This window comes from Pseudoxanthomonas helianthi (genome assembly GCF_017939625.1).
GTDB classification, from domain to species: Bacteria; Pseudomonadota; Gammaproteobacteria; order Xanthomonadales; family Xanthomonadaceae; genus Pseudoxanthomonas_A; species Pseudoxanthomonas_A helianthi.
In genome coordinates, this window is the sequence record NZ_JAGKTC010000003.1 from 285,759 (window position 1) to 302,917 (window position 17,159).

General features: G+C 65.7%; 17 protein-coding genes. 9 read left to right on the forward strand and 8 right to left on the reverse strand.

Going from position 1 to position 17,159, the window contains the following annotated elements; genetic code table 11:
• Positions 1-5: 5 nt before the first annotated feature.
• Positions 6-1,100, forward strand: coding sequence for a polysaccharide biosynthesis/export family protein (locus J5837_RS13080; protein ID WP_244755953.1), 1,095 nt, complete (start codon positions 6-8; stop codon positions 1,098-1,100).
• Here the strand turns inward: J5837_RS13080 and J5837_RS13085 are convergent.
• A complete protein-coding gene (locus J5837_RS13085; protein WP_210537211.1) occupies positions 1,051-1,401 on the reverse strand; it encodes a hypothetical protein in 351 nt (116 codons plus the stop codon). The genes J5837_RS13080 and J5837_RS13085 overlap by 50 nt on opposite strands.
• Before the next feature lie 235 nt (positions 1,402-1,636).
• Here J5837_RS13085 and J5837_RS13090 point away from each other — a divergent pair, with 235 nt between their 5' ends.
• From J5837_RS13090 to J5837_RS13105, 4 genes are read left to right on the forward strand one after another with little or no spacing between them, the layout of a single operon-like run.
• Positions 1,637-2,431 (forward strand): hydroxypyruvate isomerase family protein, encoded by a 795-nt coding sequence (locus J5837_RS13090; protein ID WP_210537570.1) that lies wholly within the window; start codon positions 1,637-1,639, stop codon positions 2,429-2,431.
• Positions 2,432-2,460: 29 nt separating this feature from the next.
• Entirely contained in the window at positions 2,461-4,146 is a 1,686-nt protein-coding gene (locus J5837_RS13095; protein ID WP_210537212.1) for a GMC oxidoreductase, read from the forward strand.
• Complete coding sequence (locus J5837_RS13100; protein ID WP_210537213.1) at positions 4,146-4,718, forward strand: gluconate 2-dehydrogenase subunit 3 family protein; 573 nt, start codon at positions 4,146-4,148, stop codon at positions 4,716-4,718. The genes J5837_RS13095 and J5837_RS13100 overlap by 1 nt, the downstream gene beginning before the upstream one ends.
• On the forward strand, positions 4,718-5,473 hold the full coding sequence (locus tag J5837_RS13105) for a 3-keto-disaccharide hydrolase (RefSeq protein ID WP_425504844.1): 756 nt from the start codon (positions 4,718-4,720) through the stop codon (positions 5,471-5,473). The genes J5837_RS13100 and J5837_RS13105 overlap by 1 nt, the downstream gene beginning before the upstream one ends.
• A gap of 37 nt (positions 5,474-5,510) precedes the next feature.
• Here the strand turns inward: J5837_RS13105 and J5837_RS13110 are convergent, their stop codons facing one another.
• The 5 genes from J5837_RS13110 to J5837_RS13130 form a co-directional block, all read right to left on the reverse strand.
• Positions 5,511-5,807 carry a c-type cytochrome gene (locus tag J5837_RS13110; RefSeq protein WP_425504845.1) on the reverse strand — a complete coding sequence of 99 codons (297 nt, stop codon included), beginning with the start codon at positions 5,805-5,807 and terminating at the stop codon, positions 5,511-5,513.
• A gap of 15 nt (positions 5,808-5,822) precedes the next feature.
• The gene (locus tag J5837_RS13115; protein ID WP_210537215.1) at positions 5,823-6,683 is read right to left on the reverse strand and encodes a sugar phosphate isomerase/epimerase family protein; all 861 of its coding nucleotides are present in this window, start codon (positions 6,681-6,683) and stop codon (positions 5,823-5,825) included.
• Between the two features lie 63 nt (positions 6,684-6,746).
• On the reverse strand, positions 6,747-7,871 hold the full coding sequence (locus J5837_RS13120) for a Gfo/Idh/MocA family protein (RefSeq protein WP_210537216.1): 1,125 nt from the start codon (positions 7,869-7,871) through the stop codon (positions 6,747-6,749).
• Between the two features lie 12 nt (positions 7,872-7,883).
• Positions 7,884-9,101, reverse strand: a complete 1,218-nt coding sequence (locus J5837_RS13125; protein ID WP_210537217.1) for a nucleoside permease — start codon at positions 9,099-9,101, stop codon at positions 7,884-7,886.
• A 26-nt stretch (positions 9,102-9,127) separates the two neighbouring features.
• Complete coding sequence (locus tag J5837_RS13130; protein WP_210537218.1) at positions 9,128-10,180, reverse strand: sugar phosphate isomerase/epimerase family protein; 1,053 nt, start codon at positions 10,178-10,180, stop codon at positions 9,128-9,130.
• A 94-nt stretch (positions 10,181-10,274) separates the two neighbouring features.
• Between J5837_RS13130 and J5837_RS13135 the strand changes: the two genes are divergently transcribed.
• From J5837_RS13135 to alr, 4 genes are all read left to right on the forward strand, one after another.
• A complete protein-coding gene (locus J5837_RS13135) occupies positions 10,275-11,285 on the forward strand; it encodes a LacI family DNA-binding transcriptional regulator (protein WP_210537219.1) in 1,011 nt (336 codons plus the stop codon).
• 119 nt (positions 11,286-11,404) lie between these two features.
• Positions 11,405-11,659: a DUF6522 family protein gene (locus tag J5837_RS13140; RefSeq protein WP_210537220.1), complete on the forward strand. Its 255-nt coding sequence runs from the start codon at positions 11,405-11,407 to the stop codon at positions 11,657-11,659.
• A 146-nt stretch (positions 11,660-11,805) separates the two neighbouring features.
• Positions 11,806-13,059 carry a D-amino acid dehydrogenase gene (locus J5837_RS13145; protein ID WP_210537221.1) on the forward strand — a complete coding sequence of 418 codons (1,254 nt, stop codon included), beginning with the start codon at positions 11,806-11,808 and terminating at the stop codon, positions 13,057-13,059.
• Positions 13,060-13,064: 5 nt separating this feature from the next.
• Positions 13,065-14,150 (forward strand): alanine racemase, encoded by a 1,086-nt coding sequence (alr, locus tag J5837_RS13150; protein ID WP_210537222.1) that lies wholly within the window; start codon positions 13,065-13,067, stop codon positions 14,148-14,150.
• Positions 14,151-14,157: 7 nt separating this feature from the next.
• Here alr and J5837_RS13155 read toward each other — a convergent pair whose 3' ends face one another.
• Positions 14,158-16,665 carry a heavy metal translocating P-type ATPase gene (locus tag J5837_RS13155; RefSeq protein ID WP_210537223.1) on the reverse strand — a complete coding sequence of 836 codons (2,508 nt, stop codon included), beginning with the start codon at positions 16,663-16,665 and terminating at the stop codon, positions 14,158-14,160.
• Positions 16,652-17,059 carry a heavy metal-responsive transcriptional regulator gene (locus J5837_RS13160; RefSeq protein WP_210537224.1) on the reverse strand — a complete coding sequence of 136 codons (408 nt, stop codon included), beginning with the start codon at positions 17,057-17,059 and terminating at the stop codon, positions 16,652-16,654. Before J5837_RS13160 ends, J5837_RS13155 begins: the two co-directional genes overlap by 14 nt.
• Positions 17,060-17,159 lie beyond the last annotated feature (100 nt).

Genomic DNA, 17,159 nt, shown 5'->3' on the forward strand with positions numbered 1-17,159 from the left:
ACACCATGACCAAGTCCCTGGCTGCCGCCCTGTGCGTCGCCATGTTCGCCGGCTGCACCGGCCAGCAGATGTCCGTGCGCGGCGAAAGCGACAACGCCACGGTGCAGGGCAACGAGCCGCGCGTGGTGGCGATCACCCCGCAGCTGCTGGCTAGTGCCCAACCGTCCGTGCCGGCCGCGGCGTTGCCTTCGGAAATCGTCAGCTATCGCCCGGAAACCTATCGCATCCAACCGGGCGATACCTTGCTGGTCACGGTCTGGGATCACCCGGAACTCACCACGCCTGCCGGCAGCCAGCAGCAGGCAGTGACCAATGGACGCTTGGTGCAGCCGGACGGCAGCTTCTTCTATCCCTACGCCGGCAAGATCAACGTGACCGGCATGTCGATCGAGCAATTGCGCAGCACACTGGCCAATCGCCTGTCGAAGTACCTGCGCGATCCGCAGCTCGACGTCAACGTGGTCGGTTATGGCAGCCGGGTTTCGGTGCAGGGCGCGTTCGCCGATACCACGCCCCAGGAAATCACCACCGTTCCGCTGACCTTGGCGCAGGCCATCGGCAAGGCGCGGATCGATCCGGAACAGGCAGATCTGTCCGGTTTCGTGCTGACCCGCGACCAACGCAATTATCCGATCGACCTCGATGCGTTGAACCGCGACGGCAAGACCGCGCCGACCATTTACCTGAAGCCCGGCGACCAGTTGTTCCTGCCGTTCAACGATCGCAAGCAGGTCTACGTGATCGGCGAAGTGATGCGTCCGCAGGCGATCACCTTCAAGACCACCGATCTGTCGCTGACCCAGGCCCTGGGCCGCAGTGGTGGACTCAATCCGGTGACCTCGAAAGGCAGCGCGGTCTACGTGATCCGCGGCATCGAGGATCTGCAGAATGCGCAGACCACGGTCTATCACTTGAACGCCAAGTCGCCGGCGGCTTTCGCGCTCGGCTCGCGTTTTCCGCTGCGGGCAGGCGATGTGGTCTGGGTCGGTCCGGCGGGGGTGACGCGCTGGAATCGCTTCCTGAGCCAATTGCTGCCGCTGTCGGGCCTGATCAACAACGCAGCGGCTGCGCAGTACAACTTGGATCGCGCCGGGAATTGATGCGGGCATCGCGTTTCCCGCGAACTTCGTGAAGACAGGCCGTCGCCTCTTCGCCGGAGCGGCGGATGTCGAAACGGATAGAGGCATCGCCACGAGTTTCGTACACGAACATTGCAGCGCCCGGACGCGCGCGCATGCGATCATCGACGGGGATGATCACCGAAGGCACCCAGGCAGTCTGCGCGAGCGAAAACGTCGCGTCGCGTTGTGCCTTGCAGCATAAGAAGTCATGCCTGAAGTATTGCCATGAGGCATTTCGCTGTTTAATGTTGCAATCGATTGCATCAAGGCGAATCTTCAAGGTTTCGTACCGGTCGGGAGGCCGGAAGATGAATGGGCATCTATTCGATCGGGCCGGCGCGCAGCAGCGCCAGCCGGTGTGCATCCCCGTTGCGCGATACCTCGAAAGATTTGTTGCAGAGAACTTTCCTTTGTGACGTAAGGATGCCGCGATGAGCGCTCTGGATTCCAAGTTCACCAGGCGCAGTGCACTTCGTTCTGCGGCGATGGGGGGCCTCGGGCTGGTTGCCACAGGCATGCTGCCCGGGTTCGCCGCCGCATCGCCGCTGAAGGGCAACCTGAAACATTCTGTCTGCCGCTGGACCCTTTCCAACCAGTCGCTCGCCCAGCTTTGCCAGACGGTGAAGGACATCGGCTTTGCCGCCATCGATCTGGTCGGCCCGGATGAATGGTCCGTCCTGAAGGCGCATGGCGTGTACAGCTCGATGTGCAACGGCGCGGAACTGGGCCTGACCAAGGGCTTCGCCGCCACCGAATTCCACGACCAGCTGGTGGAACGCTACACCCGCCACATCGACCTGGTCGCCGATGCCGGTTACCGCAACCTGATCTGCTTCTCCGGCAATCGCAACGGCATGGACCCCGCGGTGGGAATGGCCAATGCGGAGGCCGGGCTGAAGCGCATTCTGGGCCATGCCGAGAAGCGCGGTGTCGTGCTGGTGATGGAGTTGCTGAACTCCAAGGTCGACCACCACGACTACCTGTGCGATCACTCCGCGTGGGGCGTGGAGCTGTGCAAGCGGATCGGGTCGGACAACTTCGGCCTGCTGTACGACATCTACCACATGCAGATCATGGAAGGCGACGTCATCGCCACCATCCGCAAGCACCACGAGTGCTTCAAGCACTACCACACGGCGGGCGTGCCCGGCCGGCACGAGATCGGCGACAACCAGGAACTCAACTATCCGGCGATCTGTCGCGCGATCCGCGACACCGGCTTCCAGGGATACGTGGCGCAGGAGTTCGAAGCCGAAGGTCCGGACCCGGTCGCTTCGCTGCGCGAGGCGATACGCCTCTGCGACGTCTGAAAAATACATCCACCTAGGTGAACAAACCCATGGCAGACAATCACTACGACGCCATCGTCGTCGGCTCGGGCATCAGCGGCGGTTGGGCTGCCAAGGAACTGACCGAGAAGGGCCTCAAGGTCCTGATGCTGGAGCGCGGCCGCAACATCGAGCACGTCAAGGATTACGTCAACGCGACCAAGGAGGCCTGGAACTACCCGCATCGCGGCGAGCCGACCCAGGCGATGATCGCGGACCATCCGGTGTTGAAGCGCGACTACCCGCTTTCCGAGGAAACCGCGGGAATGTGGGCCGACGAGAAGGACTGCCCCTACACCGAGACCAAGCGCTTCGACTGGTTCCGCGGCTACCACGTCGGCGGCCGCTCGCTGCTGTGGGGCCGGCAGAGCTATCGCCTGTCCGAGCTGGATTTCGAAGCGAACCTAAAGGACGGCATCGGCACCGACTGGCCGATCCGCTACGCCGACATCGCGCCGTGGTACGACTACGTGGAGAAGTTCGCCGGCATCGCCGGCACCCGCGAGGGGCTGGACGTGCTTCCGGACGGCGAGTTCCTGCCGCCCATCCCGCTGAACATCGTCGAGAAGGACGTGGCGGCCCGGATCAAGCAGGCATTCGGCGGCACGCGCCACCTGATCCATTCGCGTACCGCGAACATCACCCAGCCCAAGCCCGAGCAGGGCCGGGTCAATTGCCAGTACCGCAACAAGTGCATCCTGGGCTGTCCGTTCGGCGCGTACTTCTCGACCCAGTCGGCGACGCTGCCGGCGGCGATGAAGACCGGCAACCTGACCCTGCGTCCGTTCTCGATCGTCAAGGAAGTGCTCTACGACAAGGACCGCAAGCGGGCGCGCGGGGTGGAGATCATCGATGCCGAGACCGGCCAGACCTACCAGTACACCGCCAAGGTCGTTTTCCTCAACGCATCGGCCTTCAACTCGACCTGGCTGCTGATGAACTCGGCCACCGATGTCTGGGAAGGCGGGCTGGGTTCTTCCTCGGGCGAGCTGGGGCACAACGTCATGGACCACCATTTCCGCGTCGGCGCGTCCGGCCGGGTCGACGGCTACGAGGACAAGTATTACTACGGCCGTCGTCCCTGCGGCTTCTACATCCCGCGTTTCCGCAACGTCGGCGGCGACAAGCGCGGTTATATCCGCGGGTTCGGTTACCAGGGCGGGGCCAGCCGTTCGGGATGGTCGCGCGAGATCGCCGAGCTCAACATCGGTGCCGACCTGAAGGATGCGTTGACCCTGCCGGGCGATTGGCACATCGGCATGACCGGTTTCGGCGAGATGCTGCCCTACCACGACAACAAGATCAGCCTGGATCCGAACCGCAAGGACAAGTGGGGCTTGCCGGTGCTGGCGATGGATGTGTCCATACGCGAGAACGAAATGGCCATGCGCAAGGACATGGGCGCGGACGCCGCCGAGATGCTGGAAGCGGCGGGCGTCAAGGACGTCAGGGCGCACGACAACGACTACGCGCCCGGCATGGGCATCCACGAAATGGGCACGGCGCGCATGGGCCGGGACCGGAAGAACTCGGTGCTGAACATGCACAACCAGGTGTGGGACGCGCCGAACGTCTACGTCACCGACGGCGCCTGCATGACCTCCAGTGGTTGCGTGAATCCGTCGCTGACGTACATGGCGTTGACGGCGCGGGCGGCGGACCACGCGGTGCGCGAACTCAAGGCGGGGAACCTGTGATGGAACGTCGTGACCTCCTGAAGATGATCGCCGCCGCCACCGGCGCGGCCATGATCGGCGTACCGGCCTTCGTCTACGGACAGGAACCGGTTCCGGCGGCCAACAATGCCTTTTCCGCAGCCGACGTGGCCACGCTGGACGAGATCGCGGAAACCATCCTGCCGCGGACCAAGACGCCGGGCGCGAAGGACGCGGGCGTGGGCCTGTTCATGGCGCAATTCGCCACCGACTGCTACACCGCGGAGAACCAGGCGACGTTCCGCGCCGGCCTGGCCGACATCGACAAGCGCGCCGGCGGCCGCTTCGTGTCGCTGAAGCCCGAAGCGCGCACCGAACTGCTGCGCACCCTGGACGCCGAAGCCAGGAAGCAGGCCAAGGCGATAGCCGCAGCCAGCGGCGCCGACAAGGAAGCGTTGAAGCCGCATTACTTCACGATGATCAAGCAGCTCGCCATCTTCAGTTTCTTCACCTCGGAGGTGGGATCGACGAAGGTATTGCGATACGTCGCCGTGCCGGGTCGCTATGACGGCGACATGCACTATGAGCCGGGTACGCCCGGGTGGGCGACCTGATGGACGCCAAGATGACTCGCCCCGTCCTGATGGGGACCTGTTTGCTGATCGCGGCGCCCGCGTTCGCGCAAGCGCAGAACGACCCGTCGCGCGATCCCGCGAAGACCGAAGTCTGGAAACCGGTTCCCGCGGCCGTCGCCACGCCCAGCGGCGCGTCGCCCTCCGACGCCGTGGTGCTGTTCGGCGGCAAGGATCTTTCGGCCTGGGAAGGAGAGCAGGGCGGCAAGGCGCCTTGGACCGTTGCCGATGGCGCGTTCACCGTGGTACCGGGTAGCAAGGGAATTCGCACGAAGCAGCGTTTCTGCGACATCCAGTTGCACGTGGAATGGCGCACGCCGACCGAGACGAAAGGCTTCGACGGCCAGCATCGTGGCAACAGCGGCATCTTCCTGCAGGAGGTCTATGAGCTGCAGGTGCTCGATAGCTACAACAATCCGACCTATTCCAACGGCCAGGCCGCGTCGATCTACAAGCAGTCCATCCCGCTGGTGAATGCCTCGCGCGCCCCGGGCGAGTGGCAGGTGTACGACGTCATCTGGAAGGCGCCGCGTTTCTCGGACGGCGGCGGCCTGGTTTCGCCCGCCCGGATCACCGTGCTGCACAACGGCGTCCTGGTGCAGAACGACACCGTCCTGTCGGGCAAGACCGAATACATCGGCGCGCCCTCGTATTCGCCGCATGGCTGCGCGCCGATCTATCTGCAGGACCACGATTCCAAGGTCAGCTATCGCAACATCTGGGTGCGCGAGCTGTAAGCGAAGGGCGCGGAACGCGTTTCCGCGCCCACGCGTCCTATTTTTTCAGGTAGGCCGTGATGTCTTCGATGTCCTTCTCGGACAGTTGGCTGAAGGGCGGCATCAGTCCGCCCCCTTTGGTGATCTTTTCCTTGATCTGTTTCGCGTCGAGGCGCTTGCCCACGTCGGTGAGCGCGGGAAACATGCCCGGAATGCCCGCGCGGTTGGCGCCGTGGCAGGACGAGCAATTGGCCGAGTAGAGTTTGGCGCCCGTCGCGGCGTCTTCCGCGGCGGATGCGGGGGCCGCAAGCATCGCTGCGGAGGCGACCAGGGCTACTGTGAGGATGGTTTTCAACACGGGCTCCGTCGGTTACTGGCGAGTGCCGTTTGCGGGGAGGTGCGCGCGCAGGTAATCCGCGCCGGTCTTCACGACCTTGGCCGGATCGAGCGGTTCGTCGTGCTCGATGATGTACCACTGCACGCCCGCGTCCGCGGCGGCGGGCAGGATCTTCTTCCAATCCAGCACGCCCTGGCCCAGCGCGGCGAAACCGCCCTCGTCCTTGGCCTGGCCCGCCGGCGCATTGTCCTTGGCGTGCACCGCGAACACGCGGCCACGGAATTTGCCGAGCATCACTGCCGGGTCGTAGCCGGCGCGCGCGACCCAGGCCAGGTCGAGTTCGGTCTTGAGCTGGGGTCCGGCCGCTTCGAACAGGAGTTCAAGGCCCGTCTTGCCGTTGAAATCGACCAGTTCGAAGGCGTGGTTGTGATAGGCCAGGGTCATGCCCTTGGCCTGGACCTGCTTCGAGAGCTCGCCCAGTTCCTTGCCCAATGCGATCCAGCCCGCGGCATCGGTCGGGCGATCCTTTTCGGCCAGGTAAGGCATCACCAGCACGGTGTTGCCGATCGACTTGTTGAAGGCGACCACGCTGTCGAGGTTGTTGCGCAGATCGGCCAGTTGCACGTGGCTGGAGATGGCCTTGATCGAATACTTGTCCAGCAGTCGCTTGAGTTCCGCGGCGGTGACATCCTGCGTGCCGACCGTTTCCACTGCATGCACGCCTGCGTCATGGACGATCTTCAACCGTTCGTCGAGCGAAGCGACGTTGCGCAGCGTGTACATCTGCACTGCGATGGGCTTGGTCCGGGCGCCGGTTTCCTTCGCGAAGCCGGGCAGGGCGGCGAAGAGCAGGAGCGCGGCGGTCGCGAGCTTGCGTGGGGTGTTGTTCGTCATGATGTCCTCACGTGATTCCGATGATTACGAACAAGGAGTGGAGCAGGGCGGGTCGCCCTTCGCTCAACCGATGGGGGTCCAGGCGCGGCTCTTGGCCGATGCGATGACACGATCGACGATCAGCGCTGAACGCAGGCCATCGTCGAAGGTCGGCAGCCCTTCGGGCCGTTCGGCAGCGATGGCGCGATAGGTGTCCGCGACGAAAGCCTCGAAGCAGTTGCCGTAGCCTTGCGCGTGGCCGGCCGGGAACACCGAGAGCCTGCGCTGCTCGGCGCTTCCGGCCCCCGGGCCGCGCACGAAGACTTCCTCGCGCTGGTCGGGCAGGCCGATCCAGAGGCGTTCGCAGTCTTCCTGGTCGAACGCCACGCTGGCCCTGGCGCCATCGATCTCGAACCACAGGCGGTTCTTGCGTCCGGCCGAGACCTGGCTGACGGTCAACGAGGCCAGCGTGCCGCTTGCGGTCTTGAACATGGCCGCGGCGACGTCTTCGCTCGACACGGCTTGCATCGCGCCGCCGGCTGCGGGCGTGGTGAAGCTCTGGCCAGCGGTGGCGCCGCGCTCGGCGATCACGGTCTCGAAGACGGCGCTGACGTCGACGAAGCGCTCGCCGCCCACCCATTCCACCAGGTCGCACCAGTGCGAGCCGATGTCGGCGAACACGCGCGATGCACCGCCCAGCGCCGGATCGACGCGCCAGTTGTTGCTGGCCGGATCCAGCAACCAGTCCTGCAGGTAGCTGCCATGGATCAGGCGCAACGGCCCAAGCTCACCCTGGGCGATGCGTGCACGCGCTTCGCGCACGACCGGGTGATAGCGATAGACGAAGGGTACCGTGGCCACCAGGCCGGTCGAAGCGGCCAACGACGCCAGCGCCGTGGCGTCTTCCAGCGTCGTGGCCAGCGGCTTCTCGCAGACTACGTGCTTGCCGGCCTGCAGCGCGGCCTGAGCCATCGGCCGGTGCAGGTGGTTGGGCGTGCACACATGCACGACCTGCACCTGCGGATCGGCGACGACTTCCTCGATATCGCGATAGGCGCGCGGAACATCCCAGGACTGCGCTACTTCCTTCGCGCGTTCCGGCGACGACGCGCCCACGCCGCGGATGACGGCGCCGGCCAGCAGCGCCGCGCGACGATGCACGGCGCCGATCATCCCGGTGCCCACGATGGCGATGCCAAGCTTGCTCATCTTTCGGGGCTCTCAGTGCGTGGACGGCGCAGCGACGGCAGCCGGCCGTTCGCGGAACAGGAACAGGAAGGCGACCAGCACGACCAGCGCGACGCCGGCCGGGAACAGCCAGATATGCCGCCAGTCGGGACCCGTCGCGGTGGTGTAGTGCTCCACGACCGCGCCGGACAGGAAGGTACCGATCAGCATGCCGACGCCGTAGGTCGCCAGGGTGATGAAACCCTGCGCGCTGCTGCGGGTGTCGGGGCCCGCATGGGCATCGGTGTAGATCTGCCCGGTGACGAAGAAGAAGTCGTAGCAGATGCCGTGCAGCACGATGCCGATCACCAGCAGGGCGAATCCGCTGTCGGCATTGCCATAGGCGAACATGCCATAGCGCAGCACCCAGGCCGCCATGCCCACCGCGAGCATGGTCTTCACGCCCAGGCGCACGAACAGGAACGGCATGGCCAGCATCAGCAGCACCTCGGACACCTGGCCGAGCGATTGCAAACCGGCCGCACCGCGCACGCCGAGGTCGTTGAGGTAGGGATTGGTGAAGTTGTAGTAGAACGACAGCGGGACGCAGATGGCGATCGAGGCCAGGAAGAACACCAGGTACGCACGCGATTTCAGCAGGCGCAGCGCATCCAGCCCCAGGATCTGCCCGAGCGTGGCGTTGCGTTGTTGCGCCAGCGGCGGGGTGTGGGGGAGGGTGAACGCATACAGGCCGAGGACCAGCGAGGCCGCTGCGGCCATCCGGAAGGTCAGTTCGAGGCGATGCGCCTGTTCCCAACCCAGCCAGCCGATCAGCACGCCGGCGACGATCCAGCCGATGGTGCCGGCGACCCGCACCAGCGGGAACTGCTTTTCGGACGACTGCATGTGCCGCATCGCGACGCTGTTGGCCAAGGCCAGCGTCGGCATGAACAACAACATGTAGCCCATGACGCAGCCTGCGAACGTGCTGAAGTCCGTGGCCGTGGAAGCCACCCACATCAGCGCCGCGCCGGCCAGGTGCAGCACCGCCAGGATGCGCTGCGCGGCAAAGTAGCGGTCGGCGATCAGCCCGACCAGGAACGGCGCGACGATCGCGCCGATGGACTGGCTCAGGTACGCCGTCGCCACCTGGCTCGCACTGGCCTGCAACGGGCCTTGCACCAGGTAGGTACCCAGGGTCACGAACCACGCGCCCCAGATGAAGAACTGCAGGAACATCATCGCGCTCAGGCGCGGCATGGTTGACGTCACGGCTTCCCCTCCCAGGGCGGTATGGTTCAAATTCCCAGCATGCGGCGCAACGCGTCCGGATCGGCGCCGCTGTCGGCGAAATCGTCGAAGGCGCGTTCGGTCACGCGGATGAGGTGGTCGCGGATGAAGGCGGCGCCTTCGCGCGCGCCGTCCTCCGGATGCTTCAGGCAGCACTCCCATTCCAGCACCGCCCAGCCGGGGAAGTCGTACTGGGCGAACTTGGAAAAGATCGCTTTGAAGTCGATCTGCCCGTCGCCGAGCGAACGGAACCGTCCGGGGCGATCGATCCAGTTCTCGTAGCCGCCATAGACGCCGCTGCGCGCACTGGCGCGGTATTCGGCATCCTTGACGTGGAAGATGCCGATCCGGTCGTGGTAGCGGTCGATGAAGCCGAGGTAGTCCATCTGCTGCAACAGCAGGTGGCTGGGGTCGTACAGGATCTTGGCCCGCGGGTGGTGGTCGACCGCGTCGAGGAAGCGCTCGAAGGTCGCGCCGTCGTGCAGGTCTTCGCCCGGATGGATCTCGTAGCACAAATCCACGCCGCAGGCGTCGAAGACATCCAGGATCGGCCGCCAGCGCCGACCGAGTTCGGCGAAGGCTTCTTCCACCAATCCCGGCGGCCGTTGCGGCCACGGATAGAAATACGGCCAGGCCAGCGCGCCCGAAAACGTGGCATGCGCCGTCAGCCCGAGGCGCTGGCTGGCCTTGGCGGCCAAAGTCATCTGCTCGACGGCCCAAGCCTGCCGGGCCGCGGGATTGCCACGTTTTTCCGGCGGCGCGAAACCGTCGAACAGGCTGTCGTAGGCGGGATGGACGGCGACCAGCTGTCCCTGCAGATGCGTGGACAGCTCGGTGACCTGGATGCCGTGCCGGGCCAGCATGCCGGCGATGTCGTCGCAATAGGCCTGGCTCTGCGCGGCCTGGGCGAGATCGAAGATGTGGGGCGCGCTGGTCGGTACTTGTACGCCAGAATAGCCGAGCCCGGCGGCCCATTCTGCCAGCGTGTCCAGTCGATCGAACGGAGGCTTGTCACCGATGAACTGCGCCAGGAACAGCGCTGGGCCCTTGAGTGTTTTCACTGCAATCCGCCTCGATGCAATCGATTGCATTATCCTAGCATGGGCCCAGCGGAACACCTGTTGTGCACCGCACCGGGGAACGAAGGACTGACGCATGGCAACCATCTACGACATCGCAAGGCGCGTCGGCGTCTCGGCAGGTACGGTGTCGCGCGCGCTGTCCCGTCCCGAGAAGGTCCTGCCAGCCACGCGCCAGCGCATCGAGCAGGCCGCCGCCGCGTTGGGCTATGTCCCCAACACGGTGGCCAGGACGCTCAAGACCCAGCGCAGCGGCAAGATCCTGGTCACGGTCCCGGATATCGCCAATCCGTTCTTCGCCCAGATCCTGCAGGGTGCGGAAGAAGCGGCGCAGGCCGCCGACTATGCCGTCCTGCTTGGCGATACCCAGCACCAACCGGATCGCGAGGAGCGTTATGCGCAGATGCTTCGCCGCAACGAGGCCGATGGTTTGATCGTCCTCGGGCATCGGCTGCCGCCGACCGCACGCGAGATCGTCAGGCAACTGGGCGACATCGCGCCGGTAGTCAACGGATGCGAGTTCGATCCCGCACTGGGCATTCCCAGCGTCCACATCGACAACGCCGCCGCCTCGCGCGCCGCGATGGAGCATCTCTACGAATTGGGGCACGAGCGGATCGCCGTGGTCGGCGGCCCGCCCGACAACCCCCTGCACCAGCAACGCCTGGAAGGGGCCAAGGCCGCGGGCAGGGCACGCGGCCGCCTGCGTCTCCTGACCGTCGCGCCGGGCGACTTCTCGGTCGAATCCGGCTACGCGGCTGCGAAAGACCTGTTGAGCCAGGCACCCGCGCCGACCGCCGCCTTCTGTTTCAGCGACCAGATGGCGCTGGGAGTTCTTGCCGCATGCCGGGATCTGGGCGTGCGCGTGCCGGAAGACTTTTCGATCGTCGGCTTCGACGACCTGGCCTCGTCGCGGTATCTCACGCCGCCGCTGACGACCATCAGTCAGCCGATGCGCGAGATCGGCGTCCGCGCCGTGAACCTGCTGCTGGCCATCGTCGAGGGCGTGGAAGTGCCGCACCAGCAGACCCTGGCTTTCAGCCTGATGCTGCGGGGGTCGACCGCTGCGCCCGGGACTGGGTCCTGATATTTACATAATATACATTATGCGAAATTACGGATGAGGCGATATGGCCTCTGACCTGGGTCAATGCCCCGCCAGATCCAGGCAGCCAGACTCGGCCCACACCCACCCGATCGAAAGACATGGCCAAGTCCATTCCCATCCGCCTCAATCCGAAATTCGAAATCGAGATCGACGGCGCGCAGGTCGCCAGCGCGTTCGGATTGGCCACCGACGAATTCAAGCGACTCCTGGACGATCGCAAGATCGCCCATTTGTGCGAGCGCGGCACCGGCGCGGACGAAGGCCTGTATCGGACCACGTTCTACTACGGGCAAAAACGGGTGCGGCTGGTGGTGGATCGCGAAGGTCGACTCGTGGGCGCCATCGAGCGTTGATGCTGTTGCGGGCCTCAATAAGGCAGCAATCCGGTGTGCCGGACGCCAATGCCGGCAGTTCGCATCTATCTAAAGGCGTCGGCGTGTAAGACAATTCACATACCTTTTTTGAAGGACGCTTTCGTCCTCCTGTTCCGGTTCATTGCATGCGAATCCTGATTCTTGGCGCCGGCGTGATCGGCGTGACCAGCGCCTGGTACCTGCGCCGTGCAGGCTTCGACGTCACCGTGGTGGACCGCGAACCGGCGGTGGCGATGGCCACCAGTTTCGGCAATGCCGGACAGGTCTCGCCGGGCTATGCCTCGCCGTGGCCGGCGCCCGGCGTGCCGCTGAAGGCGATCAAGTGGCTGCTGTCGAAGGACGCGCCGCTGGCGATCCGGCCGACCACCGACTTCGCCCAGTACCGCTGGCTGTGGCAGCTGTGGCGCAACTGCACGGTCGAACACTACAAGGTCAACAAGGCGCGCATGGTCCGGCTGGCCGAATACAGCCGCGATTGCCTCGACGAGCTGCGCGCGGAAACCGGCATCGAATACGAATCGCGCCAGTTGGGCACCACCCAGCTGTTCCGCACCCAGGCCCAGCTCGACGCCGCGGGCAAGGACATCGCCGTGCTCGAGCAATATGGCGTGCCGTACGAGGTGCTGGACCGCGACGGCATCGTCCGCGCCGAGCCCGCGCTGGCCGGCGTGGTCCATACCCTGGCCGGCGCCTTGCGCCTGCCCGGCGACCAGACCGGCGATTGCCATCTGTTCACCCGGCGACTGGCCGCACTGGCCGAGGCCGAAGGCGTGCAGTTCCGTTTCGGCCACCGCATCGAAGGGCTGCAGGCTTCCGGCGACCGCCTCGACGGCGTGCGCATCGACGGCCACGTGGAAACCGCCGACGTCTACCTGATGGCGCTGGGCAGCTGGTCGACGAACCTGTTGAAGCCGCTGGGCATCGATCTGCCGGTGTATCCGCTGAAGGGCTATTCGCTGACCCTGTCGATCACCGACGCCGCGATGGCGCCGGTGTCGACGGTGCTGGATGAAACCTACAAGGTCGCCATTACCCGCTTCGACCAGCGCATCCGCGTCGGCGGCATGGCGGAAGTCTCCGGCTTCGACCTGGCGTTGCGGCACAAGCGCCGGCAGACGCTGGAGAAGGTCGTGCGCAGCCTGTATCCGCATGGCGGCGACTTGGCCGGCGCAAGTTTCTGGACGGGTTTGCGCCCCGCTACGCCGGATGGCCCGCCGGTCGTGGGCAGGACCAGGCTGCGCAACCTTTTCCTCAATACCGGACATGGCACGCTGGGCTGGACCATGGCTTGCGGCTCGGGCCGCTACATCGCCGACACGATCGCCGGGCGCACGCCCCAGATCGATCCGGAAGGCCTCGATATTTCCCGGTTCGGCTGAAAACCATGCGTCCCGCCCAGGCCCTGATCGATCTCGATGCGTTGCGCCACAACTACCGCGTGGCGCGTGGCACCGCCAGCCATGCGATGGCCATCGTCAAGGCCGATGCTTACGGCCACGGTGCGGTCGAATGCGCGCGCGCGCTTGAGCCTGAAGCCGAAGCCTTCGGCGTGGCCGCCATCGAAGAAGCGCTGGCCCTGCGCGAAGCCGGCATCGTCCGCCCTATCCTGCTGCTGGAAGGTTTTTTCGAAGCCGACGAATTGCCGCTGATCGAACGCCACGACCTGTGGTGCGCCATCGCTTCGGAATGGCAGCTCGCCGCGCTGGAACGCTACGCGCCGAAACGTCCGCTGCGCATCTGGTTGAAGATGGACTCGGGCATGCATCGGCTCGGCCTGCCGCCAGCGGAATTCGCGGATGCCTGGCAACGGCTGCAACGCCTGCCGTGGGTGCGGGACGCGGTGGCGATGACCCATTTCGCCAATGCGGACGACGTGGCCGACGCCTATACCCGCGAGCAGATCGCGGCGTTCGACGCAGCCTGCGCCGGGCTCGACATCGGCGTGCGCAGCCTGGCGAATTCCGCTGGTCTGCTGGCGTGGCCGGATGCGCGCCGCGACTGGGTACGGCCTGGCCTGATGCTGTACGGCGCGTCGCCCTTCGTCGGGCCCGAGCCGAGCGCCGACGCGTTGCGTCCGGTGATGAGCCTGCGTTCGCGCGTGATTGCCGTGCGCGAATTGGAAGCCGGAGAACCCATCGGTTACGGCGGCACGTTTATTACGCCGAAGTCGATGCGCATCGGTGTCGTCGCGATGGGCTACGCCGACGGTTATCCGCAGCGTGCCCCCGAAGGCACGCCGGTCGCCGTCGATGGGCATGCCAGCCGCATCGTCGGCAGGGTGTCGATGGACATGCTGACCATCGACCTCAGCGCCCTGCCCGACGCAGGCGTCGGCAGCGAAGTGGAGCTGTGGGGAACGCAGGTGCCCTTGGCCGATGTGGTCCGCCATTGCGGCACCAGCGCGTATACCCTGCTCTCCGGGCTGAAGCGCGTCGAACGGAAATATGTTTCCGCCGACGCACTGCGATAGACCGGTTTCAATGACATGAGGCGCCGCCGCTTGTAGAAGCGGCATGGCGATGCGAAATCGATGCCGACACGTCCGCTCGCATCTTCGCCAGCCGCAGCGCATTCGCGACCACCGAAACCGAACTCAGGCTCATCGCCAGCGCGGCGATCATCGGGCTGAGCAGCAGACCGAATACCGGATACAGCACGCCCGCCGCCACCGGCACGCCGATGGCGTTGTAGAGGAAGGCGAAGCCGAGGTTCTGCTTCATGTTGGCGACGGTCTCTTCGGAAATCGCCCGCGCCTGCAGGATCCGCCGCAGATCGCCCTTGACCAGGGTCACCTGCGCGCTGGACATGGCCACGTCGGTGCCGGTGCCCATCGCGATGCCCACGTCGGCGGCGGCCAGTGCCGGCGCGTCGTTGATGCCGTCGCCGGCCATCGCCACGCGCTTGCCCTGCGCCTTCAATGCCTGCACCAATTCCGCCTTGTCCTGCGGCTTGACGTTGCCGCGCACGTCGTCGATGCCCAGCGTGCGGCCGACCGCCTCCGCGGTGGCTTGCGCATCGCCGGAAGCCATGACGATGTGCAGGCCTGCGGCGCGCAATTCGTTGAGCGCCGGCAGCGTGGTCGGCTTGACCGGATCGGCCACGGCGATCGCGCCGGCGAGACGACCATCGGCGGCCAGGAACATCACGCTGGCGCCCTGCCCGCGCAGGCGTTCCACCGCATCGGCAAGCGGGGCGACATCGGCGCCGACGGATGACATCAGCGCCTGGTTGCCGAGGACCAGGTCGTGGCCTTCGACGCGACCGCGAACGCCCTGCCCCGTCACCGAATCGAATCCATCGGCTTTTTCCAGCGGGAGATTGCGCTGCCGCGCCTCGGCGAGGATCGCTTCGGCCAGCGGATGTTCGCTGCCCTGCTCCAGACTGGCCGCCCAGCGCAGCACCTGGTCGTTTTCGAAGCCTTGTGCGACCAGGCAATCGCGGAATGCCGGCTTGCCTTCGGTCAGCGTGCCGGTCTTGTCGACGACCAGCGTATCGATCCTGCGCAGGTTTTCGATCGCCTCGGCGTCGCGGAACAACACGCCGGCGTGCGCGGCGCGACCGGTGGCGACCATGATCGACATCGGCGTGGCCAGGCCCAATGCACACGGACAGGCGATGATCAGCACCGACACCGCGTTGAGCACGGCATAGGTCCACGAAGGTTCCGGTCCGAACAGGCCCCAGCCGAAGAAAGTCAGCAGGGCGACGGCGAATACCGCCAGCACGAACCAGAACGCGACCCTGTCGGCCATGCGCTGCATCGGCGCGCGCGAGCGCTGCGCCTGCGCGACCAGTTGCACGATCTGCGCCAGCACGGTTTCCGAGCCGATCTTCTCGGCGCGGATCACCAGGCTGCCGGTGCCGTTGAGGGTCGCGCCGATCACCTGGCCGCCGGCAGTCTTTTCCACCGGGATCGGCTCGCCGGTCAGCATCGATTCGTCCAGGCTGGAACGGCCTTCCAGCACGATGCCATCGACCGGCACCTTCTCGCCCGGGCGCACGCGCAGGCGGTCGCCGACGTGCACGTGTTCGAGCGGCACGTCTTCTTCATCGCCACGGTCGTTGATGCGCCGTGCGGTCTTCGGCGCCAGTCCCAGCAACGCCTTGATCGCGGCGGAAGTCTTGGATCGCGCACGCAGCTCCAGCAACTGGCCCAGCAGGGTCAGCGACACGATCACCGCCGCCGCTTCGAAATACACGCCGACGCGGCCATGTTCGCGGAACGAATCCGGGAAGATGCCCGGCGCCACCGTGGCGACGACGCTGTAGCCGAAGGCCGCGGCCACGCCGACACCGATCAGCGTCCACATGTTCGGGCTGCGGTTGCGGATCGACTGCACGCAACGCTCGAAGAACGGCCAGCCGGCCCACAGGACGACCGGCGCGCTAAGCGCGAGTTCCAGCCAGGTGCGCGTGCCCATGTCCAGCGATGCGATGCGGTTGCCGAACATCGCGAGTAGGAACACCACGACCGACAGCGGCAAGGTCCACCAGAAGCGCCGGGTGAAATCCTTCAACTCGGGATTTTCTTCCTCTTCCAGGCTGGGCATTTCCGGTTCCAGCGCCATGCCGCAGATCGGACAGGTGCCCGGACCCTCCTGGCGGATTTGCGGATGCATCGGGCAGGTATAGGTCGTGCCCTTCGGCATCGCGACCGGCGCCGCGGGTTTCGGCGCAAGGTACCTGCCCGGCTCGGCGACGAACTTCTCGCGGCAGCGCGCCGAGCAGAAGTGGTACTCGCTACCTTCGTGGTCCGCGTGGTGCGGCGTGGTGGCGGGATCGACCTGCATGCCGCAGACCGGATCGGTGACCAGGTTCGCATTGGCGGCATCGGCCTTCTTGGCGGAACAGCAGCCATGTGCCGCGCCATGGTCGTCGTGAGCGGCCTGCGTCGACGCGCTCGTCTTTGCGTCGGATGAACAGCAGCCCTGCTTCGGGTCGTGGTGATGGTGGTGTGGATGTTTGGAAGGATCAGGCGTGTTCATGTGTTTCACCGACGAGTGCATTGAGGATGGGGCAGCCCTGCAGTTCCCCATGCCCCGGACAAGCATCGATCAGGCTGACCAGGCCGTCGCGCAAGCGGGTCAGTTCGGCCAGCTTGGCTTCGACGCCGGCCAGCCGCACCTGCGCGGCCTGCCTGACCCGCGACATGTCCGATTCCCTGCTGCCGGACAGGCTCAGCAGTTCGCCGACGTCGGCTAGGGTGAAGCCGAGCGCCTTGGCGCGCTGGATGAACTGCAGCCGGGCCACATCGTCCTGGCCGTAGTTGCGGTAGCGGGATTCAAGCCGCGCCGGCGAAGGCAGCACGCCTTCCCGTTCGTAATAGCGGATGGTGTCCGGCGTCACGCCGGCCTGTTTCGCGAGTTGTCCGATGTGCATGTCCCGAACTCCGGGGAACGTGGGATGGGGCCCGGCTGGCCGGGCCCCGCGAAGACAGTCTGCACCTTGGACCCGGGTCCAGAGTCAAGCCTTTGCGGCA

Bases quoted from the DNA above. Each gene is read 5' to 3' on its own strand.
- J5837_RS13145 (WP_210537221.1), top strand. From the start codon at position 11,806: ATGCGAATCCTGATTCTTGGCGCCGGCGTGATCGGCGTGACCAGCGCC.
- J5837_RS13115 (WP_210537215.1), bottom strand. From the start codon at position 6,683: ATGACGAACAACACCCCACGCAAGCTCGCGACCGCCGCGCTCCTGCTC.
- J5837_RS13120 (WP_210537216.1), bottom strand. From the start codon at position 7,871: ATGAGCAAGCTTGGCATCGCCATCGTGGGCACCGGGATGATCGGCGCC.
- alr (WP_210537222.1), top strand. From the start codon at position 13,065: ATGCGTCCCGCCCAGGCCCTGATCGATCTCGATGCGTTGCGCCACAAC.
- J5837_RS13095 (WP_210537212.1), top strand. From the start codon at position 2,461: ATGGCAGACAATCACTACGACGCCATCGTCGTCGGCTCGGGCATCAGC.
- J5837_RS13080 (WP_244755953.1), top strand. From the start codon at position 6: ATGACCAAGTCCCTGGCTGCCGCCCTGTGCGTCGCCATGTTCGCCGGC.
- J5837_RS13155 (WP_210537223.1), bottom strand. From the start codon at position 16,665: ATGAACACGCCTGATCCTTCCAAACATCCACACCACCATCACCACGAC.
- J5837_RS13100 (WP_210537213.1), top strand. From the start codon at position 4,146: ATGGAACGTCGTGACCTCCTGAAGATGATCGCCGCCGCCACCGGCGCG.
- J5837_RS13160 (WP_210537224.1), bottom strand. From the start codon at position 17,059: ATGCACATCGGACAACTCGCGAAACAGGCCGGCGTGACGCCGGACACC.
- J5837_RS13090 (WP_210537570.1), top strand. From the start codon at position 1,637: ATGCTGCCCGGGTTCGCCGCCGCATCGCCGCTGAAGGGCAACCTGAAA.
- J5837_RS13140 (WP_210537220.1), top strand. From the start codon at position 11,405: ATGGCCAAGTCCATTCCCATCCGCCTCAATCCGAAATTCGAAATCGAG.
- J5837_RS13105 (WP_425504844.1), top strand. From the start codon at position 4,718: ATGGACGCCAAGATGACTCGCCCCGTCCTGATGGGGACCTGTTTGCTG.
- J5837_RS13135 (WP_210537219.1), top strand. From the start codon at position 10,275: ATGGCAACCATCTACGACATCGCAAGGCGCGTCGGCGTCTCGGCAGGT.